At 70.6% G+C, this 22,347-nt stretch carries 19 protein-coding genes; 11 read left to right on the forward strand and 8 right to left on the reverse strand.

The features are described from left to right. Nucleotide 1: 1 nt before the first annotated feature. Genes OIE53_RS07265 through OIE53_RS07280 form a run of 4 tightly spaced genes read right to left on the reverse strand, consistent with a single transcriptional unit; the run spans nucleotide 2 to nucleotide 4,098 of the window. A complete protein-coding gene (locus tag OIE53_RS07265) occupies nucleotides 2-1,564 on the reverse strand; it encodes an AAA family ATPase (protein ID WP_327025805.1) in 1,563 nt (520 codons plus the stop codon). Nucleotides 1,565-1,574: 10 nt separating this feature from the next. After that, nucleotides 1,575-2,129 carry a hypothetical protein gene (locus OIE53_RS07270; RefSeq protein ID WP_327025806.1) on the reverse strand — a complete coding sequence of 185 codons (555 nt, stop codon included), beginning with the start codon at nucleotides 2,127-2,129 and terminating at the stop codon, nucleotides 1,575-1,577. A 3-nt stretch (nucleotides 2,130-2,132) separates the two neighbouring features. Next, nucleotides 2,133-2,327: a hypothetical protein gene (locus OIE53_RS07275; RefSeq protein WP_327025807.1), complete on the reverse strand. Its 195-nt coding sequence runs from the start codon at nucleotides 2,325-2,327 to the stop codon at nucleotides 2,133-2,135. Between the two features lies 1 nt (nucleotide 2,328). Continuing rightward, entirely contained in the window at nucleotides 2,329-4,098 is a 1,770-nt protein-coding gene (locus OIE53_RS07280) for a hypothetical protein (RefSeq protein ID WP_327025808.1), read from the reverse strand. 664 nt (nucleotides 4,099-4,762) lie between these two features. On the opposite strand from OIE53_RS07280, the gene OIE53_RS07285 reads away from it, so the two are divergent. From OIE53_RS07285 to OIE53_RS07295, 3 genes are read left to right on the forward strand one after another with little or no spacing between them, the layout of a single operon-like run. Next, the gene (locus tag OIE53_RS07285; protein ID WP_327025809.1) at nucleotides 4,763-6,076 is read left to right on the forward strand and encodes a hypothetical protein; all 1,314 of its coding nucleotides are present in this window, start codon (nucleotides 4,763-4,765) and stop codon (nucleotides 6,074-6,076) included. Then, nucleotides 6,076-8,010 (forward strand): caspase family protein, encoded by a 1,935-nt coding sequence (locus OIE53_RS07290; protein ID WP_327025810.1) that lies wholly within the window; start codon nucleotides 6,076-6,078, stop codon nucleotides 8,008-8,010. The genes OIE53_RS07285 and OIE53_RS07290 overlap by 1 nt, the downstream gene beginning before the upstream one ends. Further along, nucleotides 8,007-11,939, forward strand: a complete 3,933-nt coding sequence (locus OIE53_RS07295) for a CHAT domain-containing protein (RefSeq protein WP_327025811.1) — start codon at nucleotides 8,007-8,009, stop codon at nucleotides 11,937-11,939. Before OIE53_RS07290 ends, OIE53_RS07295 begins: the two co-directional genes overlap by 4 nt. A 192-nt stretch (nucleotides 11,940-12,131) precedes the next feature. Here the strand turns inward: OIE53_RS07295 and OIE53_RS07300 are convergent, their stop codons facing one another. Beyond that, nucleotides 12,132-12,470, reverse strand: coding sequence for a hypothetical protein (locus OIE53_RS07300; protein ID WP_327025812.1), 339 nt, complete (start codon nucleotides 12,468-12,470; stop codon nucleotides 12,132-12,134). A gap of 427 nt (nucleotides 12,471-12,897) precedes the next feature. Here OIE53_RS07300 and OIE53_RS07305 point away from each other — a divergent pair, with 427 nt between their 5' ends. Continuing rightward, nucleotides 12,898-13,599, forward strand: a complete 702-nt coding sequence (locus tag OIE53_RS07305) for a CBS domain-containing protein (RefSeq protein ID WP_327025813.1) — start codon at nucleotides 12,898-12,900, stop codon at nucleotides 13,597-13,599. Nucleotides 13,600-13,693: 94 nt separating this feature from the next. Here the strand turns inward: OIE53_RS07305 and OIE53_RS07310 are convergent, their stop codons facing one another. Beyond that, nucleotides 13,694-14,323, reverse strand: coding sequence for a DUF6518 family protein (locus tag OIE53_RS07310; protein ID WP_327025814.1), 630 nt, complete (start codon nucleotides 14,321-14,323; stop codon nucleotides 13,694-13,696). A 101-nt stretch (nucleotides 14,324-14,424) separates the two neighbouring features. Continuing rightward, the gene (locus OIE53_RS07315; protein WP_327025815.1) at nucleotides 14,425-15,060 is read right to left on the reverse strand and encodes a CG0192-related protein; all 636 of its coding nucleotides are present in this window, start codon (nucleotides 15,058-15,060) and stop codon (nucleotides 14,425-14,427) included. Nucleotides 15,061-15,176: 116 nt separating this feature from the next. On the opposite strand from OIE53_RS07315, the gene OIE53_RS07320 reads away from it, so the two are divergent. Continuing rightward, nucleotides 15,177-15,524 carry a hypothetical protein gene (locus OIE53_RS07320; RefSeq protein WP_327025816.1) on the forward strand — a complete coding sequence of 116 codons (348 nt, stop codon included), beginning with the start codon at nucleotides 15,177-15,179 and terminating at the stop codon, nucleotides 15,522-15,524. Between the two features lie 26 nt (nucleotides 15,525-15,550). Here OIE53_RS07320 and OIE53_RS07325 read toward each other — a convergent pair whose 3' ends face one another. After that, nucleotides 15,551-16,318 (reverse strand): FadR/GntR family transcriptional regulator, encoded by a 768-nt coding sequence (locus OIE53_RS07325; protein WP_327025817.1) that lies wholly within the window; start codon nucleotides 16,316-16,318, stop codon nucleotides 15,551-15,553. A 140-nt stretch (nucleotides 16,319-16,458) separates the two neighbouring features. Here OIE53_RS07325 and OIE53_RS07330 point away from each other — a divergent pair, with 140 nt between their 5' ends. From OIE53_RS07330 to OIE53_RS07355, 6 genes are all read left to right on the forward strand, one after another. After that, complete coding sequence (locus OIE53_RS07330) at nucleotides 16,459-17,745, forward strand: ABC transporter substrate-binding protein (RefSeq protein ID WP_327025818.1); 1,287 nt, start codon at nucleotides 16,459-16,461, stop codon at nucleotides 17,743-17,745. A gap of 69 nt (nucleotides 17,746-17,814) precedes the next feature. Further along, a complete protein-coding gene (locus OIE53_RS07335) occupies nucleotides 17,815-18,765 on the forward strand; it encodes a carbohydrate ABC transporter permease (protein WP_327025819.1) in 951 nt (316 codons plus the stop codon). Continuing rightward, nucleotides 18,762-19,577 (forward strand): carbohydrate ABC transporter permease, encoded by an 816-nt coding sequence (locus OIE53_RS07340; protein ID WP_327025820.1) that lies wholly within the window; start codon nucleotides 18,762-18,764, stop codon nucleotides 19,575-19,577. Before OIE53_RS07335 ends, OIE53_RS07340 begins: the two co-directional genes overlap by 4 nt. 5 nt (nucleotides 19,578-19,582) lie before the next feature. Further along, nucleotides 19,583-20,731, forward strand: coding sequence for a galactonate dehydratase (gene dgoD, locus OIE53_RS07345; RefSeq protein WP_327025821.1), 1,149 nt, complete (start codon nucleotides 19,583-19,585; stop codon nucleotides 20,729-20,731). 2 nt (nucleotides 20,732-20,733) lie between these two features. Further along, on the forward strand, nucleotides 20,734-21,372 hold the full coding sequence (locus OIE53_RS07350) for a bifunctional 4-hydroxy-2-oxoglutarate aldolase/2-dehydro-3-deoxy-phosphogluconate aldolase (protein ID WP_327025822.1): 639 nt from the start codon (nucleotides 20,734-20,736) through the stop codon (nucleotides 21,370-21,372). Beyond that, nucleotides 21,369-22,328, forward strand: coding sequence for a sugar kinase (locus tag OIE53_RS07355; RefSeq protein WP_327025823.1), 960 nt, complete (start codon nucleotides 21,369-21,371; stop codon nucleotides 22,326-22,328). Before OIE53_RS07350 ends, OIE53_RS07355 begins: the two co-directional genes overlap by 4 nt. The last annotated feature ends 19 nt before the right edge of the window (nucleotides 22,329-22,347 follow it).

Below are 22,347 nucleotides of genomic sequence, written 5' to 3' on the forward strand. Positions count from 1 at the left end.
GTCAGGTGTCTCCCGGGACGATCACCCGGCGGCGGCCACCGGCAGCCGGCGTACCGGCGGCACCGGAGGCACCGGCGGGAATCGCCCGCTCCCGGCCCCAGGCCCGCAGCTCGGCGATCTCCTCGGGATGGGTACGGCTCATCGGGTTGGTGTTGACGAAGGTGTCCACGACGAACTCGGGCCGCAGGCTGGCGGCGCCCTCGGTGTGGACGGTGTATCCCAGCTCGCGCAGCGCCGCCTCGATGTCGGAGCCGGCGAAGCCGTCGGAGGCGGCCACGAGCCGACCGACCAGTTCCTCGTCCGGCTCGGTGCGCAGGTAGCGGCCGTGGTAGAGCCGGATGATCTCCGCCCGTTCGGTCTCGTCCGGCAGGTCGACGAAGAAGAGTTCGTCGAAGCGCCCCTTACGCAGCAGCTCCGGTGGCAGGGAACGGACGTCGTTGGAGGTGGCCACGACGAACACCCGGGACCGTGACTCCTGCAACCAGTACAGGAACTGTCCGACCATGCGCCGGCTAACCCCGGTCGAGTCGTACTGCCCGGACAGGCCCTTCTCGATCTCGTCGATCCAGAGCACACAGGGCGCGGTCCGGTCGGCCATCTCCAGGGCCTCCCGCAACCGGGCCTCGGACTGCCCGACGTACATGCCGAGTATGGCGGCGAAGTCGAGCCGGTACAGCGGTAGCCGCCACTGGGCGGCCACCGCCTTGGCGGAGAGGGACTTTCCGCAGCCCGGCACCCCGACCAGCAGCACCCCCCGGGGTGGGCGCAGCCAGGTCTCCCGCAGGTCGGAGAGCATCACCTTGTGGCGGAGGTCCAGCCAGGTACGCAGCTGGTGCAGACCGCCGATCAGGTGGTCGGCCGCTCCCAGCGGGACCCGTTCCAGGCCGGCCAGGTCGGAGAAGTGCTTGTCCTTGACCTCGGTGAGCCGATCGAGATCCTCCCGGTGCAGGCGTCCGGCCGTGGCGATGGTGGCGAGGATGTTCACCGCGGTGCCCTCGGGCACCCCGACCAGGAACTGGGCGGCGCGTCGGGCGTCGGCGGCGGTCCAGTCGATGGTGATCGCGCCCTGCTGCTCCTTGAGGAAGCCGACCACGATGTCGTACATCTCGTCGACGTTCGGCGGCTCCAGGGTGATGCTCATGCCCAGCCGTTGCAGCCCGCTCCACAACGGGGTGTCGGTGATCAGGACGATGCTGCCGGAGTGGTCGTCGGCCAGTCGGGCCAACTCCGCCAGGTGACGGGTGACCGGGGAGTCGGAGTCGAGCATGTCCGGGTCCACGAAGGCGGTCGTCGCCTGTGCCCGCCGGGTGAACTGACTGGCGGCGAAATCCATCGCGGCCACCAGCGACCGGTCGTCCTGCAGGGAGTTGTTGGTGCGCAGGTCCCGCAGGCCGGTGGCCCGGGTGTAGATGGAGAAGGGCAGGTTGACCCGACGGGTGCTGGAGGCCACCTCGCGCAGCAGCCGCACGGCGCGTACCTGCTCGGGGGTTCGGATGCCGATGAGGGGGACCCGTGCGGCGATGTAGCTGTCGAGGTCCCGGCGGGCCTCGTCGTAATGGGACAACGGGCGCTCCTCAGGTCGGTCGTACGGGAGGATCGACGATGATCCGGCGGCCTGGACGGGCCGGGGCGGCGGCCCAGCCGGTCCCGGCGGCCGAGCGGTCCGGCACGGTCAGTGGGTTGTCCCGCAGGGTGCGCAGTCTGGCCTGTACGAGCCGGTCGTCGAGCCCGGCCCGGCGGGCGTCGTCGATGCCGTCCTCCAGGGCCCGCTGGACCAGCCGGATCTGTTCGTCGACCTGATCGCGTAACGCCCGCGTCAGCTTCCCGGGCAGGGCGGGATGACCCGCGACGGCCCGGATGGCGGCCAGTCCGCGCCGGGCCTGGGTCAGGGCACGGGCCGTCTCGAACTCGTCCCGGGTCGCGGCCATGGCGTCGATCAGCCCATCGGCCCAGGTCTGCAAGCGGTGCGCCAGGGCATCGGTCAGTCGGGTGACCAGCCGCAGCCAGACCTCCGCCGGGTAGTCCTGCTCGACCAGGGTCGGCAGGTCCGGCGGGTGGTGGGCGGAGCCGGCCCGCCACTGCTCAAGGAATGCGGCCCACCGCTGGTAGCCGCCGTCACCGACCAGCACCGGTCAGCCCTGCCGAGGGCGGCGGATCACCATCTCGCCCGGCGGCATCGGCTCCCAGTCAGGCAACCCCTCGGCGATCCGGCGTACCCGATTGGTTTTGCGTTGACGCGGCGGTGTGGGCTGCCGGGCCCACGGCACCACCTCAGCTTCGACGGGCCCGTCCGGGGTCGGCTCGGCGGCGCGGTCGGTCGACGACATGTCAGTTCTCCTCCAGAGGGTCGACCGCGCGTCGCTCGTGCGGGTTGCGGGGTGCGCCCGCCGTGGCGAGGTTGGCGATCAGCTCTTTCACCTGCGTCTCCTTGCCGTCGGCTGCGCTGAACCGGCTGGTCCAGTCGGTCAACTCGGCCGCGGCGGCCCGCAGCAACAGCACGGACTCCTTCTTGGCCTCCGCCACCTTTCTCCGAGCCTTGTCCTGGGCGGCGCGGGCCTTGTCGGCCTCACCCTTGAGGTAGACCAGCCAGGCGACCCCGCCGAAGACAGCGATCACGATGCCCAATCCCACGTTGCTGGCGGCGGCGACGAACAGCAGGACGAGAATGAGCACCACGGCCGGCACGATGAGCTTCTGGCCCCACCGGAAGGCCAGGGTGTTGAGGTACGCCTGCGCGTACCGGTCCCAGTGCTGGTTAAGCGACCGTTCCAGGGCGTCCATCGGCTGGTCGAAGGAGCCTGTCCAGGCAGGTGGTCGGAATCCGGCCAGCCCGGCGCTGCCGCTCAGGTCGAATTGCACCTGGACCTTCGCGGGCATTGCCAGGCGGTAGTCGCGGGTGAAGGCGGTGTGCGCCTCGTCCATCCAGACATGGCAGAAGGCCACGGCAAGCCGCTGGGTCTGCGTAGACACCCCGATGTCCTCGGGTTCTAGTGCCGACTGGGTCTGGATGGTCAGATAGTCGCGGGTGTCGTCCAGGGTGGTGGTCTCGGAGCGGGCGGTCTCGGCCGCCGCCAGGTCACCACCGGCCCGGACGATCGACTCGTTGGCGGCGAGTTCCCGACGCAGTGGCAGTTCCTCGTGGTCGTACTCGTCGACCAGCCGGTCGAGGATGTCGTCGATGGCGTCCTCGATGCGGCTGTTCGGCGGCGCCTCCGCGTCCATCAGCGCGGTGTACCGGTCGATGATCGACTGGTGGGCCTCCGCACCGGCCAGGACCCGTTGCAACTGGGGCCACTGGGGTGACGCGGTCGCCAGGCGGGGAAAGTCCTTGGCGAGTTCCTCCACCCGGACGTGGGTCTCCATCTCCCGGCGCCAGCGGTTGACCTGGGCGACCATCGACTCCTTGTCGTCGAGCAGCAGGCGACGCCAGGTTTCCAGTCGGTCCCGGACCACCTCCATGCCGGCCGGTCCGAAGGCGCCCTGGGCGATGGCCTCCAGGATCACCGCGAACTCGCGGTTGAGCGCCTTGGGGTCCTGCGCGTCGAGGTAGTGCCGTAGCCACCGGGCGGCGCTGGTCAGCCGCCCCTGCCGACGCAGGACGAGCATCATGAACAGGGAGGTGCGATGCGGGGAGCGGCGGTACGCCTCCTCGACCGCCCGGACACACAGCTCCGGATCGTCGCCGGCCCAGGAGGCGAGCGCGACCAGCACGGGGGCCAGCCAGTAGCGGGGGGTCTGCACCATCAACTGGTCGCCCACCGCCCGGACGGCCTCCTCGCTGACCAACCCCAGGTCGAACGACTGGAGCATGCCGACCGCGGTCCGGCGGACCACCTTGTGATGGCCGAACTGATGCTCGAGGTCACCCTTGAGGGTGTTGATCGCGATCTCGGCGCGTTGCAGGTTGGCGGTCCGTTCCGCTTGCTGGACGAAGCGGAGGAAGTCCGCGCGCAGCGCCAGGAGTTCCTCCCTGGCGACCTGCTGCTGTTGCCCGAGTTGGACGACATGGTTGCCCACCAGGCCCAGGGTGCGGTCGAGGTCGACCAGCATCCGCTTCGCGTCACGGACTTCGCTTCGTATCGCGTTCAGTTCGGACATGATTCTCCGGCTCAGGTGTCAAAGAGGGGAGGGGCGAGCGTTCCCGGTATCGGAGTGAAATGTGATTGATGGTCCCACGGACGGTACTGGTAAATGTCCTGACGGCTACTTCGACTGAAGGGACTGAATGAGTGTCCAAACGGGTGCCGGAAACTGTGTCCGGGTCAAGCTGATCATTCATGGTCGACTGACGTTCGGCTGATCGTCGGCGGCCGGGAGGCTGGGGTGTGATCGCCCCGCAGGGCGGTGTGGCGGGGTGGCGTCGACCCGTCGGGCCGAGGGCTGGCCCCACCTCGGCCGTTTGCCGCCGTCCGAAGTGGGGCCAGGGTAGTCGTTCCTCTTGTTGCCTCAGGCTTGAGCCTGACACGCCCTGGCCTGCCGGATCCCGCATTTCTACGGGATTCCCGTGACGGGGTCGGACCATCGTGGGGGATGTCCGGGTTATCCGGCGGCCGGCCGGAATCTGTCGACTGGGCGACACTTCCGTTCCCGTTCCAGCGGTTTCGGTGATGATCGGAGCCCGCACCGGAAACTCGTCGTTCGGGTGCATCTAGACGCCAATTCTCCTGGCATCCCAAGAGCGTGACATCAGGTGCCTCGAACGGCCCGGCAGTGCGCCGTTGTCGGTTGCCGACCAATGGACGAACGGTGGATTGGAGGGGCGATGACCGGGAACCATTCGACACAGCCGGAGGAGGATCGGCTGCGACCCTCCGAGGTGCTGGCTCGACTGTCGCTTCGACCGGACCAGGTGCGAGGGGACGACGATCCGGATTCCACCTTCGGCGTCGGTACGGTCAGCTGTGGTCGCCCGCTGATCTTCCCGGTGCCGGTCGAGGATCTGCCGGTCGAACTGCGCCGCCGGGCGCAGGCCTCCGGACGGCACTACTACGGGCTGCTGGTCGCCTTCGACCTGACCGAGCCGCCGGACGCCCGGCGCTACACCTCGGTCCGGTTCGAGGTCACCCTCGACGACGAGGAGTCCCTGGCGGTACGGCTGGACCGGGACGGCGGCACCCTCGGCCTGAGCTACACCGCCGCCTCCCCGTCTCCGTTGACCCCGGCCGCCGACCTGGCGATCCACGCCGCCACCACCCGGCAGGGCTGGCTGCTCCGCCTGGCCCCCCGCTCCGGCCGTCCCCGAGCCTGGTCCTTCGGCCTGCACCGGCACCGGTTCGGCTGGACCTACGAGGACCCCTCCGGGGCGATGTTCCTGCCGCTGACCTACGGGATGCACGCCCTGATCGAGGTGCCCCCCTCGACCCGGTTCCTGTCCGGGCGCATCGGGCTGCGGGTGGAAACCCTCGGCACCTGGCGACAGCGGCCGGTACGCCGATCCGCCACCCTGGTGGACTCGATCGCCTTCGGCGAGGCCCTGCCGGAGAACCCCGTACCGAGTGGCGCGGCCGTGCGACTGTGCCTGGCCGCCGACGTGACCGGCTACAGCCGCCGACCGAACCACCTGGCCGAACGGACCCAGTCCTGGCTGGTACGGGCCCTGGCCCAGGCCCGCGCCAACGCCGGCCTGGACGAGGCCACGGTCGTGTTGCAGGCCCAGGGCGACGGGCAGTTCGCCGTCCTGCCGGTGGGCATCGACGAGTCGCGGGTGATCCCGGACCTGGTCGAGGGTCTGGCCGAAGCCCTGCGCCGCACCAACCACGGCCTGAGCGCCGAGGAACGGGTACGCCTGCGGGTAGCGCTGCACCGTGGCCTGATGAAACCGGCCGACAGCGGCTGGGTGGGCACCGCGGCGATCGCGGTGCACCGGATCCTGGACAGCCCACCGCTGCGGGCCGCCATCCGGGACACCCCGACCGCCGACTACGTCCTGGGCGTACCCGACCTGCTCTACCAGGACGTCATCCGGCACTCCGCGGTTCCTCCGCTGCCCCACCAGTTCACCGAGATCACCATCGACCTGCCCGACAAGGGCTTCGTCGAACACGGCTGGCTGCATGTGCCGGTGGGGAGCCGATGATGACCAGGCGGGTCTTCGCGCTGCTGGTCGGGATCGACCGCTACCAGGCCGTGGGCCCGCTTCAGGGATGCCACAACGACGTGCTCGCGGTGCGGGACTATCTGCGGGTACGCGCCGGGGTGAGCGACCCGCAGGCCATCCGGCTGCTGGCGAACGAGGATGCCACCCGTGAGGCCGTCATCGCGGGCCTACGCGAGCACCTGGGCCAGGCCGGGCCGGGCGACACCGCCCTGTTCTGGTTCAGCGGGCACGGCTCCTGGGCTCCGGTGCCGGAGGAACTGTCCCACCTGGAGCCCTCCGGTCAGATGCAGACCCTGGTCTGCCACGACAGCCGACACGACCAGGTGCCGGACCTCTACGACAAGGAACTGCTGCTGCTGTGCGGCGAGATAGCCGCCACGGGTGCGCACCTGGCGGTCGTGCTGGACAGCTGCCACTCCCACAGCGGCACCCGTGACCTGGTCCGCTACGCCCCCGCCGCGACCACCCCGCCGAGGCTGGAAGCACTGCTGCCGCAGTTGCGCCAGGTCCTGACCCGGCCACCCACCCAGCATGTCGCACTGGCGGCCTGCCGGTCGACCGAGACGGCCGGGGAGACCTGGGCGGACGGACGGGCGTACGGCCTGTTCAGCTGGTCCCTGCTGAGCGCCATGCGCCGGCTGGCTCCCTCGACGACCTACCGCGACCTGCTGGTGGCCGCGCGATGCGAGGTGGAACGCCGGTCCCGGCAGCAGGTCCCGCAGTTGGAACCGGTCACCCCCGGCATCGCCGACCAGCCCTTCCTGGGTGGACGGATCACCCTGCCCGCCATCGGCATCCGGATGCGTAGGGTCCGGGGAGAATGGGAGATCGATGCCGGCTCCTGCCACGGGTTGTCCCTGGCCTCGGCCGAGCAGGACGTCCGGGTCGCCGTACCCGGGACACTGCTGCGGGAGGCGCGGATCATGCGGGTCCATCCGGAACGCAGCGTGGTCGCGCCGCTGGGCTGGGAACCCGACGAGGACACCCAGTACCCGGTGGTGCTGAGCCGGGTCCCGATGCCGAGGGTCACCGTGGCGGTCGACGGGGCGACCGACCCGGTGCTCACCGCGCTGGCCTCGGCCGGGCCGGGGGGAGGACCCTCTCCGCACGTACGACCGGTCGAGGGCGGTGCCGACCTGCTGCTGGAGGTACGCCAGCCGGACCGGGTGCACATCCGGGACGCGGACGGGTTCCCGCTCTGCCCGGAGCTGCCCCTCGACGACGGCGGTCGACGGGCCGTCCTGGCCCTGGAACACCTGGCCCGGGTGCATCAGGTCAAGGCCCTGGTGAACCCGATCTCCCGGCTGACCGGAGCGGTCGGCCTGGAACTGGTCGAGGCCCGCCCGGGTGAGCCGGCGGCACCCGCGCACCGCCCGCCCCTGCTGCCGGGCGGAGACGGCACCCTGCATCTTCGCTACCGGTGGGAGCAGGGGACCTGGCGACCCCCGACGGTCTTCATCCGGTTGCGCAACGACAGCGACCGGCCACTCTTCTTCGTCCTGCTGAACATCACCGAACGGCACCGCGTCCACGCCACCCTCTTCGCCGGGGAACATGTCGCACCCGGGCAGGTCGGGGCGGCGCTGTACGGCCGAGCGGTCGAGTTCACCATGCCGGCCGGCGATCCGGTGCGACCGGGAGCGCGCACCCGGGACTGGCTGCTGCTGCTCGCCGCCGAGGAACAGTTCAGCTCCGCCCCGTTCGAGCTGCCGGCGATCGAGGACATCTGGCGCGACCGGAGGCGTACCCCACTGGCCGTCGCCGGTCTCCTGGGCCGACTGGGGTTGGCCGCGGTGCACCGGGACGCCGGTGCCGCCGGCGCGGGCGCCAGCGACTGGATCACCCTGGCCGTGCCGGTGGTCACCGAGGTGCCCGCCGGTCGCGGTGCCCAGCTGGCCGGTGAGCGTCGGTGAACGGCTACGAGGAGACCGAGGAGGTACCCCTCGACGACTGGATCGCCCACCTGCGGGTGCTTGCGGCCGCCCCACCCCCCGGGGAGGACCCCGCCGAACTGGCCGGGCTGCTCGGGCAGGCGTACGGCGAACGCTACGCACGCGACCAGGACGAGGATTCCCTCCGGGCCGCCATCGTCGAGTTCGACCGGGCGTTGACCCGTGCCCCCGACCACGAGCAGGCACCGCTCTGGCACTGGGCGAAAGGCATGTCCCACCTGGAACGGACCTGGCTGGACGACGACCGCACCGACCACGAGGGCGCGGTCCGGCACCTGATCGAGGCGTACCGGGGGTGGCCGCCGGACGACACGGAACGCGAGGACGTGGCGGAGAGCCTGCTGGAGTCGATCTGGAACCGGTACCTCTGGCGGTACGCGCAGAGCGAGACGCCGCAGGCCACGATCGAGTACGGCGTCGAAGCCATGCAGGACCTAGAGGTCGTGCTCTCTGCCCCCTCGGGTGAGGAGTCCACGGCGTACGCCCGAATGCTGCTGGGTGTGGTCCTGCTGAACCGGTACGACCACGCCGGCCAGGAGGTACCGGACCTGGATCAGGGGACCGCCCTGCTGGCCGAATCTCTGGCCAGGCTGTCCCCGGACACCACCCCCCACTACTTCCTAGCCTGCACGGAACTGGTCGCGGCCTACCTGGAGGCGGCCGGCCTGCGCGAGGACCGCATGAGCCTCGAGTCGGCGATCCAGTTCGTCGACCGGGCAGTGGCGGCCTGCCCGCCCGGGCAGGCCATGCGGCTTCACCTGCGCCGCCACCAGGCCGAGGCGTACGCCGCCCGGTGGCGTCTGGACCCGGATCCGGCGAACCTGACCCGGGCGATCGACTGCTGGCGTGCGGTGTGTGCCGACGATGACGATCCTGCCTGCGGAGTCGCCCTCGCTGAGCTCCTGCACGCCCTCGGCGACCTCGACAGCCTCACCGAGGCGGTCACCCTGTTGGAACGGGCGCTGCCCTCGGCCCCCCGGCCGATGTGGGTGTGGCGACAGCTCGGTGAGACCTACCTGGCGCGCTGGGAGACCGCCGAGGTGCCGGGCAGCCTGGAGACCGCCGACCGCTGTCTGGATCGCGCCCTCACCGAGGGGGGAACGCCGGACCAACTGCTGTCGGTGCACGCCACGCGGGTGGTCGTCGCCAAGGCCCTGCTGGAACACGAGTCTGCCCGGGACCCCGACCGCGCTCCACCCAGCCTGCACCGGGTGCGGGAGATCCTCGATGAGGGGGGCCACGCACTGGATGACGCGACCGAGAGCAGCACACGCGACCGAGCGCTGCTGGCCACCGTACTGCTGAGCACCGAGCTCGGCCATGCCGTGGAGGCGCTGGTCGAGATCGACTCGCCGAGGTTGCACCACCTGTTGGCCGTGGGGCGAATGGTCGGTGACGACCCGCCTGCGGGCATGACGGTGATGCTGGACTTGTCCGAAGCGATGCTGGAGCAGTTCGACCAGGTCACCGTCGGCAGAGGCGCCGCAGGCGACAGCCTGCGGACCTTCTTGCGAGCCGCTGCCGACGAGACGGTGACCAAGGCCGACGCAAAACTCTTCCGGGCGATGTTGCCGCACTTGCTGCATACCCGAGCAGCACGATACAGGGATGACCGCTCGCACCGCGCCGCGCGCGTCATAGCGGCCGACCTTGCGCGCGGCGAGTCCCCGACTGCGGTCGTCGTTGAGACGCAGGTGGTGTCGGCCGTGATGGCGGCACTTGGTTCGGGGCGTATGGGGGATGTGGAGGGCATGCGGACGGCGACCCGGCGAGCCGTCGCGTTGCGGCGTCGACTCGGCCCGTCGCGGCTGAACGCGGCCCTGCTGGATCCAATGGTCCACCTCGTTGAGGACCTGGTGGCCAACCTCGACGGTCGAGAGATCCGGCCGCAACCGCCGGTTCCGCTGCCACCGGGTCCCCTCACCTACGTCACCAGCCTCTCGGTGCTGGCCGGCGCGGTACAGGTGATGGCGGCTATCCGGCGTCTCGACCTCACGCTGCTGCGCCAGTGGGCAGACCATCTGACCGACCTCGCCGGCCGGTTCGAGCAACGCCATGTGATGCGGGTGGCCAGCCTGGCGACGGCCGCGAAAGCCCAACTCCCCCTGGCGCGCCTTGGGCAGCGGCAGGCCGCCGTTTCCGCCGTCGCCCTCTTGGAGCAGGCGACGGCGGAGACGGCGACCGACCTGGCGATTCGGGTCGAACTCGTGCACGACCTCGCGTACGCCCTGCGTCTGGCCGGTGACCCGGACCGGGCGCGGACCCGGCGGCTCGGGCTCGACGGCCTGCACGGCCGCGCCCGGCGGGTGCTTCTGCAGGCGGGTACGGATCACGCCATGGCGACCGCCCGGCAGGCCGCCGGGACCGCGACCACCGTCGTCCGGTGGTGCCTCCAGGATCAGGCCGACGACGACCTGGTCGCCGCCCTCGACGCGGGGCGTGGTCTGGTCCTGCACGCCGCCACCGCCTCCCGCAACATTGCCGACCTGCTGGAGGAGGCCGGGCAGGCCGAGTTGGCCCGGGAATGGCGACAGACCGGAGGACTGGGCCGCGACCAGCTCACCGGCGACGCCCTGGGTGCGGTGTTCGCCGGCGAGGAGGTCCCCGACGACCTGCGGGTGCGGGTACTGCATGCCCTCGACCTGACCACCCACGGTCCGCTGGCACAGGTACGCCCCGACGAGATCAGCAGCGCCCTCACCGAATCGGGGGCCGACGCGCTCGTCTACCTGGTGCCGGCCGCGCACCCGGTGCCGGGCCTGGCCGTGGTGGTCCCCAGGGTCGGCCAGGTCGAGATCCTCGAACTACGCGACCTGGCGGCCGACGACAACGCGCCGGTACGCAGGCTGCTGCGAGCCGCCTTCGGCACCGACCTCACCGACTCGGGGAGCCGGGCGCCCCGGGACGCCGGTCCAGCCGGCGGGTCGCGTGATGCCGGTCCGATCGGCGGGCATCGTGCGCCGTCGGTGGGAACCGCCATCGACGACCTGTGCCGGTGGGCGTGGCGGGCGGCCATGAGTCACCTGGTGGAATACCTGCGGCCGCCGGGTTCGGCGAGCCCGGCCCGGGTGGTCCTCGTCCCGATGGGCGTACTCGGGTTGGTGCCCTGGCATGCCGCCTACCGCGAGACTGCGTCCGGTCGCCGCTACGCCGTACACGACCTGATCGTCTCCTACAGTCCCTCCGCCCGGCTGCTCTGTTCTGCCGCAGCGCGTCCGGTACAGCCGGTCCGCTCGGCGTTGGTGGTCGGGGATCCGCTCGGTGACCTGCCATTCGCCGGCATCGAGGCCCAGGCTATCCACGGACGGTTCCACCCCGAGGGTCGCTATCTCGGCGGACCAACCGACGACCCGGAGCACCTGGCACGCCCGCAGGCCGTCCTGGAGTGGGTACGCACCGTCGGGGCGGGATCATCCCTGCTGCACCTCGCCTGCCACGGGCGCGTCGACCCGGCCCGACCAGCCGACTCACACCTGGTGCTGGCCGGTGGTCTGCTGCCGGCCCGTGAGCTGTTGGAGGTTTCCCGGGTGGCCGCCCTCGACCTGGGCCAGGTGTTCCTAGCCGCCTGCACGACGAACCTCGCCGGTGGGCTACCCGACGAGGCGTTCAGCCTGTCCACCGCCTTCCTGGCGGCCGGCGCCCAGACGGTCTTCGGCTCCCTGTGGTCGGTGCCCGACGTGGGCACCTCTCTGCTGATGTACCAGGTCCACCACTTCCTGCATCAGCAGGGATGTGCACCGGCCGAGGCGTTGCACCGGGCCCAGTTGTGGATGCTGGACCCGCACCGTGCCCCACCGGAGGGAATGCCGCCGGAGCTGGCCGTTCATTGTTCCCGCGTCGACAACGCCGCGCCGCTGGCCTGGGCCGCCTTCACCCACCTGGGCCGATGATCCGGTGTCGGTGTCGGTGTCGGTGTCGGCCAGGTCTGCGGTGTGCCGCCCCGCTGCACCCGCGATCGCCCACCTGCGGGCGGTACGGGGCAGGGCTAACGCGAGATCTTGGACAGTTACCGCTAGCGCGTAACGCCAACTGTCCAAGATCTCGGGCGGATGGTGTTCGGAGGCCTCCGGAGAGGCCAGTGGTCACGATCCGGGGTGTTCTGGAAACCCCGCAGCATGGGTGGCATCCACCAACTGTTGAAGGTGACCGAGGACGACTGCCTTCCGCCCGGTGTCGGGAAGCTGTGCCTCGCCCGCCGAGACCAGGCCGTTGCGCAGATGCCCGATGATCTCCTGTTGCGCGGAGCCAGGCAGCTCGTGCAGCCACAACGACCCCAGGTTGTTGTCCACGATCTCCTGTAGCTGCTCGGCAATGGTCCGGTCGGAGAGGCGGGAGATCAAGAATTCCAGTGTCCAGTCGAAGAGCCCTCCGGTGGCGGTCCAGCCCACCCCGGGCCGGAGCACGATGAGACCAGCCTCCACTTCCCCACGATAAAGACACGCGGAGCAAGACCGCGATCGGCGATGAAACGCTCGACCTGCGCAACCTGCGCGCTGTGGTCGGCGTTGTGGGCGGTGCCGGTCAGGGTGCTCACCCGTGCCGACAGGGCCCTGGCCCGGTGGGCCCGATCGGCGAATGACGTCTCCCACTCGTCGAGGCGGCGGCGGGTGGCCTCCAACGCAGCCTCGTCCGCCCACATGCGAGCCTCCCGGGACGCCGCCGACCGCCAGAAGCGAGATCGTCGTCACGTTACCAACCGGTCGCGCTGCGTGCTGCTCCGCGCGGCCGGGTGCCGAGGTGCCCGGGCGGGGTGGGCCAGAGGTCCCGGTCGGCCGGGTCGGGCAGCACTGACCTGGCCGGTGGCATCCGGAATAGCGTGAACTCGCAAGACTTACAGAGGAGGTCGTGATGCGGGCCTGGCAGGTGGAAGACGTGATGACGAGGGACGTCGCCACGGTGGTGGAGCAGACGCCGTACCGGAAGATCGTCGATCTGCTTGCCGAACGGCGGATCAGTGCGGTGCCGGTGGTGGACGACTTCGGGCACGTCCGGGGTGTGGTGTCCGAGGCGGATCTGCTGCACAAGGTGGAGTGGATGGGAGAGCCGCACGAGCGGCGGATCTTCGAGGGTTCCCGGCTGCGCCGGACCCGCCGTAAGGGTGAGGCCGGCATCGCTCGGGAGCTGATGACCGCGCCGGCGGTGACCACCTCCCCGCACACCTCCCTGGTGGCTGCGGCCAAGCTGATGGACCGCGAGCAGGTCAAGCGGCTTCCGGTGGTGGACGACCTGGGTCGGGTGGTCGGCATCGTCACCCGTTCCGACCTGCTGCGCGTACACCTGCGCCCGGACGCGGACATCCGCCACGACGTGGTGCAGGAGGTGCTGCGTCGGGTCCTGGCGGTGCGCGCGGGAGCCGTCCGGGTTGAGGTACGCGACGGTGTGGTGACCATGCGCGGACGGCTGGACCGCCGCTCGGCGGTGCACATCGCGGGTCGGCTGGCGGCCCGGGTGAGTGGTGTGGTGGAGGTGGTCAACGAGTTGGATTACGACTTCGACGACAGCGAACTGCCTCCCGTCCCGTCCTTCCCGGTGCAGCCGACCCGCGTGTAGGCCGGTAGCGCACTCGGCCGGGCCCGACCGGAAGACCCCCGTGGTCTCCCGGCCGGGCCCGATCTGTCTCGCAAGCAGCCACGGAAAGAGCAGGTCAGACGCCGTCGAAGCCGGCCAACCGGAAGGCCACGAAGCCGAGTAGGGCCAGGGGGAGGGCGGTGGCCAGCGCGAGCAGCCGGGACCGGGCGGTACGGCCGGCGAGGACCACGACCAGGATGGCCAGCCCGACCTTGATCAGGGCGTCCCAGAGCGGGTCGATGCCGTAGTTGGGGTGGTTGATGCGGCGGGCGTTGATCACGGCTTCGGCCAGGAGCACGGCGCCGGGTAGGGCCAGGCCCACCGTCTGCCACCAGCCTCGGCCGCGTGCCCAGACCCCACCGATGCCGAAGATCACCCCGGCGAGGACCCCGAAGCTCATCCAGAGCAGTGAGGTCGGTGCCCACAGGATCGCCCAGTCGTCGCCCTGGATGAGCGCCGCCGCCAGGTAGTAGCCGGGTACCGCGATGACGAGCGCGGCGGCGCCGCCGAGGGCCGCCCGCACCCAGCCGGTACGCACCCAGTAGCCGAAGCCGAAGGCGGCTACCGCCCAGACCGCACTGGAGTTGCCCAGCTCGGCGACGGGATAGGGCAGGAACTTGATCCAGATGAAGTCGAGGATGCCGAGCAGCAGTCCGCCGAGCACGGCGGTGAGCGCGACGGTGCGGTGCGTGGGGTGGGGTCGCATGATCCAGGAGCATACTGGGTATGCACGAGGTCCGTGGCGGCCCGGGGGCGGTGGTCGCGGCACCTCGGGGTTCGCCGGGCGTCAGCGCACCGAGGCGCAGGTCAGCGCAGCGAGGCGTACGCCAGCGGGACCCTGGCCCCGTCCCAGGCGCCGGTGAGGGTGGCGGCCGTGCCGGTCGGTGCCTCGCCGCTGGCCGCGTCCGGTCGGCGGACCAGGGTCAGCTGCACGGTGTCGGTGACGATCAGGGTCAGCGCCCCGTCCTCGACCCGGCGTACCTCGCCGACGGCCGGCACCTGGATCCCGCCCGGGTCACTGGTGATCTCCATGCTCGGCGGGCGCACCTCACGGTGGCCGTCGACCTCGTAGTACTCCTCGGCCTGCCCGCTACCGGCCAGGACGGCCTCGGCCAGGGCGGCGGCGTACACCCCGTCGGCGCAGGCGTCGTAGATCCAGCGGGTGCCGAGCACGGAGTGCTCCATGGTGCCGAGCAGCCCGGCTTCGGCGCCCGGCAGCGGTGCCCCGCGGTAGGTCAGCGGCACCTGGTGCACCGGGCCGGCTCCGGCGCGCACCAGCAGGGTCTCGATGCCGACCTCACCGGCCGGGTCGTCGAACCGGTACGCGGCCACCCGCACCAGCTCGGCGGCGGCGTCCCCCTGGTACCAGTCGCGGCTGGGCAGCCAGGCGGCCACGAGTTCGAGTCTGGTGGGGCGGGCGTGGGCCCGGTGCAGCAACGCCATGCGGGGCATCGTAGGCCTGTTGGCGCCCCGGCGTGGTCCCGTGACGGTCAGGGTGTGTGCGGCGACGGTCAGCGGGTAACCGAGGGCTCCCACAGGGCGAAGCGAGGGGAGGGGCCGTGACGGATCTCGGCGCGCAGGTCTCGTACCTGGTGCTCGCCGACGGCACCGCGGTCTACGCCCCCGACTCGGCGTACCTCGGAGTGGTCGAGCATGTCGTCGCCGACGAACGGCAGGACATCTTCCACGGGGTGATCGTCAAGCTGCCCCGGGGCCAGGACCCGCACCGCTTCGCCCACCGCGACCAGATCGCCGCCCTGCACGAGCGGGGGGTGGTGCTGTCCGTGCCGGCCGGGCAGTTGCCCGAGCTGAGCGCGGACCGGCCGGCCGAACAGGTCGAGGAAGCCGGCGACCCGGTACGGCTGGGGCTGCGGCGGGCCTGGGAGTGGCTGGTCCGACCGCGCTGACCCCCGGGCTGCGTTGACCCCCGGGCTCAGGCCGGTTCGGTCTCGGCGTGCAGGGCCTGCTCCCAGATCGAGGACATCTCCTCGAAGGCGTGCTCCATGATCTGCACCATCGCCCGGCGGGCGCTGTCGCCGTCGTGTCGCTGGATCCCCTGGGCGACCTCGGCGTGCAGTTGGAGGGCCTGCTCGTGCGGGTAGTGCGGCATCAGGTGGTAGTGATGCCGACCGATGAGCACCTCGGCGACCAGGTTCTGGAGTTTGACGAACATCTCGTTGCCGGAGGCCCGCAGCACCCGCTGATGGAACTCGATGTCCAGGCGCAGGAAGCGCTCCTCGTCACCGGCCTTGCCGGCGGCCCACATCTTCGCGGCGAGCCCGACCAGCTCGCTGGCGTCGTCGTGGTCGACCCGTTGGGCGGCCAGCCAGGCCGCGTGCGGCTCGATGGCGGTACGCAGCTCGGTGATCGAGCGGATCTGGGCGATGCGCCCGGCCGAGGCCAGCCGCCACCGGATCACCTGGGGATCGAAGACGTTCCAATGATCGGCCGAGCGGATCATGACCCCGACCCGGCGACGGGTCTCGATGAACCCCATCGAAGCCAGCACCCGTAACACTTCGCGGACCACCGATCGGGAGACCGCGTAGCGGTCGACGAGTTCATCGATGTTGAGCACCGCGCCGGCGGTCAGCTCCCCGCCGCAGATGGCGGTGCCGAGGTGGTCGAGGACCCGTCCGTGCAGCCCGGCCTCGACTGGGGCGGCCTGAGCGGGTGCAACCCCAGATGAGGGCACAATCACGTCTCGGATCGTATCAGTTAGGAGTACCCCTTGTATAAGTCTGCTTTTTCGGCCTAGCATCCGGACGTTAAGCGGATGTAAAACCCCGTTGTCGTGTCCGTTCCCCCACGGTCGCGACCAACACAGAAGGAGAGACGGACGTGGGACGTCGGTCGAAAATCGGGATATCTCTGGCGATGGTGTCCGCCCTGACGCTGTCCGCCTGCGGCAGCGGTGACGACAGCGGCTCCTCGGACACCGTGCGGGTCACCCTGGTCAACCATGTCTGGACCGAGAACATCCGGAAGGCGTTGCCGGAGTTCGAGCGGGAGACCGGCCTCAAGGTCGAGGTCACCCAGCTCGGTGAGGACCAGCTGTCCGACCAGTACAACGTCAAGCTCAACGCCGGTTCCAGCGACATCGATGTGATGATGTACCGCCCGCTGCAGGAAGGCCGGCTGTTCGCCAAGAACAAGTACCTCGCCGATCTGACCGACAAGGCCAAGGGCAGCAGCGACTTCGACCTAGCCGACTTCCAGGCCGCCCCGCTGAGCGCCACCACCTACGAGGACAAGGTGGTCGGCGTGCCGATCATCACCGAGCAGCAGGTGCTCTACTACCGCAAGGACCTGCTGGAGAAGTCCGGCTTCAGCGCCCCGCCGGCGACCCTGGACGAGCTGAAGACCCAGGCCGCGAAGATCCAGGCCGACAACCCGGGTGTGGCCGGCTTCGTCGCGCGTACCGGCAAGGCCGCCGCGGTCACCCAGTTCTCCAGCTTCCTGTTCAGCTTCGGCGGCGACTTCGTCGACGAGTCCGGCAAGTCCGCGGTCAGCACCGACGCCGCCAAGCAGGCGTACGCGTACTACGGCGGTCTGCTGCGGGAGCACGGCCCGGCAAACATCAGCACCGACATGAGCTGGTCCGAGGCGATGGCCATCTTCACCCAGGGCCAGGCCGCCTTCTACCCCGAGGCGAACTCCCTCTACAAGAACGCCACCGACCCGGCCAAGTCGAAGGTCTCCGAGAACGTCGGGTTCGCGCCGTTCCCGGCCGGCCCGGCCGGCTCGAAGCCGTACAACGTGCCCTCCTGGGGTCTGGCCGTCAACGACGCCTCGAAGAACCAGGACAACGCCTGGAAGTTCATCCAGTGGGCGGCCGGTAAGGCGCAGACCCTGGAGCAGCAGAAGGCCGGCGTGCCGGGTGCCCGTACCTCCGTGTGGGAGAACCCCGAGGGCATCGCCACCTACCCGAAGGACATGGCCGAGGCGATCACCGTGAGCCTGGCCAACGGTGTCGGTCACGACCGTCCGGTGGTCGAGCGGGTCGCCCAGGCCCGCGAGATCGTCGGTCAGCCGATCGTCGACGCCATCACCGGCAAGGACGCTGCCGCCTCCGCCGAGGCCGCCAACCAGGCCTTCCAGAAGTTCCTGGACGACGAGGCCCGCTAAGTCCGGGCACGGGGGTGGTGGGGGCGTCGCCCCGCCACCCCCGTCCGGCCTCCCCCTCACGGAGATCTGATGCCAGCTGTAACCGCACCCAGCCGGACGCCACGCGGCGCCGGAGTCATGCCCGACACGCCCGGCTGGGCCCGTTGGGCCAACGACCATCGCAAGTGGCTCTTCGCGGCCCCGGCCATGGCCTTCGTCGCCGCGCTGATCATCTTCCCGCTCGCCTGGACCATCTACCTCAGCCTCACCGACTCCTCGGGGTCCGTGCGGGCCGAGTCGGAGTTCATCGGACTGCGCAACTACCTGGACGTGCTCAGCGACACCGACCGGTTCTGGCCGGCCGTGGGCCGGACCGCCGCGTTCACCGGTGCCGCGCTCTTCTTCGAGGTAGTGCTCGGCATGGCGATCGCCCTGCTGCTGTGGCGTCCGTTCAAGGGCGAGAAGTGGGTCCGGGTCGCGATCCTGCTGCCGCTGGTCGCCACCCCGGTGGCCGTCGGCATGATGTGGCGGCTCATCTTCGACCCCAACATCGGTATGGCCAACCAGATCCTCGGCTGGGTCGGCATCGGCCCGCAGCCCTGGCTGGCCGGGCAGAACAGCGCGCTGGCCACCACCATCTTCATCGACATCTGGCAGTGGACCCCGATGGTGGTGCTGATCCTGCTGGCCGGTCTGACCTCGCTCTCCGACGAGCCGCAGGAAGCGGCGATGATCGACGGCGCGAGCACCTGGCAGCGGTTCCGGCACGTCACCCTGCCGCTGCTGATGCCCACCGTGATCGTCGCGGTGCTGCTGCGCGGCATCGACGCGCTGAAGACCTTCGACATCCTCTACGCGACCAAGGGCCGCGGCGGCGGTTCCTTCAACGAGGTGGAGACGCTCAACGTGTACGCCTACGGGCTGAGCTTCGACTACAACGAGTACGGCCTCTCCTCGACGGTGCTGATTCTGTTCTTCCTGATCATCATCGGTGTGATGTGGCTCCTCACCTCCCGTAAGAAGAAGGAGGCCGGACGATGAAGGCAAGCGCCGGGTTCCGGGCCTTCCGCGCGGTGGCCCTGGTCGTCGTCGTGCTCTCCCTGGTGGCGCCGCTGGTCTGGATGGTCGCCGCCTCCTTCAAGACCAACGTCGACATCTACGACTCCAGCAAGGCCCTGGTCTTCTCGCCGACGCTGGACAACTACAGCACCGTCCTCCAGCAGGCGAACTACATCCAGTTCATCGGCAACAGCCTCTGGGTGGCCTTCGCCGCCACCGTGCTGTCGTTGCTGCTCGGGGTGCCGGCCGCGTACGCGATGAGCCGGTTCAACATGCGCAAGTCGGCGCTGGTGGTGCTGATGGCCCGGGTCATCCCCGGTGTCTCGCTGCTGGTGCCCTGGTACTACGTCTTCTCGAACATGCGCATGGTCGGCGGTTTCACCGTGCTGATCCTCAGCCACATGTTCGTCTCGCTGCCGTTGATCGTCTACATCATGATGGGCTTCTTCGACGGCCTGCCGGACGAGTTGGAGGAGGCCGCCCAGGTCGACGGGCTGACCCCGATCGGAGCCTTCCGGCGGGTCACCCTGCCGCTGTCGGTGCCGGGCATCGCTACCGCCGGCATCCTCTCCTTCATCTTCTCCTGGAACAACTTCATGTTCGCCCTGGTGCTCTCCGGCGCGGACACCAAGACCCTGCCCGTGGCGATCTTCGACTTCGTCGGCTACGCCAGCATCGACTGGGGCGGTCTGATGGCGGCGACCACGGTGGTCACCCTGCCCATCATGCTCATCGCGCTGTTCGTGCAGAAGTACATCGTCTCCGGACTCACCGCAGGCGCGACGAAGGGCTGAGCACCATGACCACCATCTCGCGCGTCGAGACCTTCCTGGTAGCACCCCGCTGGCTGTTCGTCCGGGTGGAGACCACCGACGGCCTCGTCGGCTGGGGCGAGGCCACCTGCGAGGGCCGCTCGGAGACCGTACGCACCGCCGTGGAGCAGCTCAGCGAGCTGCTGATCGGCCAGGACGCGCTGCGGATCGAGGACCACTGGCAGGTGATGACCAAGGGCTCCTTCTACCGGGGCGGCCCGATCCTGGCCAGCGCCGTCGCCGGGCTGGACCAGGCCCTGTGGGACATCGCCGGCAAGCGGTACGGCGCCCCGGTGCACCAGCTGCTCGGCGGACCCGTCCGAGACCGGATCCGGGTGTACGGCTGGGTCGGCGGTGACGAGCCCAGCGAGGTGCGCGACCAGATCGCCGCGCGGGTGGAGTCCGGACTGACCGCGGTGAAGATGAACGCCTCCGGGCGGATGAGCCCGCTGGCCACCGTCGCCGAACTCGACGCGGTGGTCCAGCGGGTGGCCGCCGCCCGGGAGGTGCTCGGCGAGCACCGGGACGTGGCCGTGGACTTTCACGGCCGGTTCACCCTGGCCAACGCCCGCCGGGTGGCCCCGCTGCTGGAGCCGTACCGGCCGTTCTTCCTGGAGGAGCCGGTGGTGCCGGAGAACTCCCACCTGATCGGGGAGTTCGTCCGCTCCACCACCACCCCGGTCTCCACCGGGGAACGGCTCTACAACCGGCAGGAGTTCCTGCCGGTGCTCCAGGCCGGTATCGCGGTGGCCCAGCCGGACCTGTCGCACGCCGGGGGCATCACCGAGGTACGCAAGATCGCCGCCCTGGCGGAGACCTTCGACGTGCAACTGGCCCCGCACTGTCCGCTGGGGCCGATCGCCCTGGCCGCCTGCCTCCAGGTCGGGTTCGCCACCCCGAACTACCTGATCCAGGAGCAGAGCATCGGCATCCATTACAACCTCGGTGCCGAGGTGCTCGACTACTGTGTCGACCAGCAGCCGCTGACCTTCGTCGACGGGTACGTCCAGCGCCTCACCGCACCGGGGCTGGGCATCGAGATCGACGAGCAGGCGGTGCGCGCGGCGGACAAGCGGGGTCACGCCTGGCGCAGCCCGATGTTCCGGCACCCCGACGGCTCGTACGCGGAATGGTGATCATGACCGACCTGCTCACCACCGAACTCACCGCCCAGCGGCTGCTGGCGATCATCCGGGGTACGGACACCACCGCCGCGATCGCTGCCGGCACCGCCCTGCTGGCCGAGGGGGTGTCCATCGTCGAGGTGGCCCTGACCACCCCGGGGGCCCTGGACGCCATCGCGGCCATCCGGGCGGACGCCCCCGCCGGCACCCTGGTGGGTGCCGGCACGGTGCTCACCCCGGCGGCCGTGGCCGACGTGGCGGCGGCCGGGGCCCAGTTCGTGGTGACCCCCGCCGTGGTCGACTCCATCCCGGAGGCGGTCCGGCGGGGCCTGCCGGTAGCCGCCGGAGCCCTCACCCCGACCGAGGCGTACACCGCCGTGCGGTGGGGGGCCAGCGTGGTCAAGCTCTTCCCGGCCTCGGTGGGTGGTGCGGGATACCTGAAGGCGCTGCGGGACCCCTTCCCGGACATCGGCTTCGTCGCCGTCGGTGGGGTGGGCCTGGCCGAGCTGCCCGGCTACCTGGCGGCCGGGGCGATCGCGGTCGGGGTCGGGGGTCCGCTGGTGGGCGACGCCGCCTCCGGCGGCGACCTGGACGCCCTGCGGGAGCGGGCCCGCGCCTACCGGGTGGCGGTCCGCGAAGCGGGGCCCCGGTGACCGTACCCGGCGTGGAGGTGCTCACCCTGGGCGAGGCCCTGGTGTCCCTGCGCTCCGCCGGCCCGCTGGCCCTCGGTGGTCCGCTGACCATGCACCTGGCCGGGGCGGAGACCAATGTGGCGATCGGGCTGGCCCGGCTCGGCCACCGCAGCGCCTGGGTGGGCCGGGTCAGCGACGACGAACTCGGCGAGTTCGTGCTGCGCCAACTGCGGGCCGAGGGGGTGGCCACCGAGGGGGTGGCCCGCGACCCCGACCGGCCCGCTGGAGTGATGTTCCTGGAACGGCGCACCGCCGACCTGACCCGGGTGCGGTACCACCGGGCCGGTTCGGCCGGCTCCGCCCTGCACCCGGACGACCTGGCCGGGCCGCTGGCCGCCGGTGCCCGGGTGCTGCACCTGAGCGGCATCACCCCGGCCCTGTCCGACAGCGCCCGACAGGCCACGGAGTACGCGGCCCGCCAGGCGGCCGTCGCCGGGATGACGGTGTCGCTGGACGTCAACTACCGGGCCCGGCTCTGGTCCCGGGACGCCGCCCGCGCCGTGCTGACCCCCCTGGCCGGGTACGCCTCGATCGTCATCGCCTCCGCGGACGAACTGGACCTGGTCGCCGAGCCCGGCACCGACGAGGCCGGGATGGTCGCCGCCCTGCTGGACCGGGGGGTGCAGACCGTGCTGGTCAAGCTCGGTTCCGACGGGGCCCGCGCGTACACCCCCGAAGGGGTGCGGGAGATGGCGGCGGTACCGGTGACCGCGGTGGACACCGTCGGCGCCGGTGACGCCTTCACCGCCGGTTACCTCTCCGGCCACCTGGACGGCCTGGACCTGTCCGACCGGCTGCGGCGGGCGGTGGCCCTCGGCGCCTTCGCGGTCACCGCGCACGGTGACTGGGAGGGTCTGCCCCGCCGTGACGAGCTTTCCCTGTTGACCGGCAACGCCGCCGGCACCACCCTCCGCTGACTGCGAGAAAGGCACCCCC

Origin of the sequence: Micromonospora sp. NBC_01739, assembly GCF_035920385.1 — a bacterium.
Lineage (GTDB): Bacteria > Actinomycetota > Actinomycetes > Mycobacteriales > Micromonosporaceae > Micromonospora.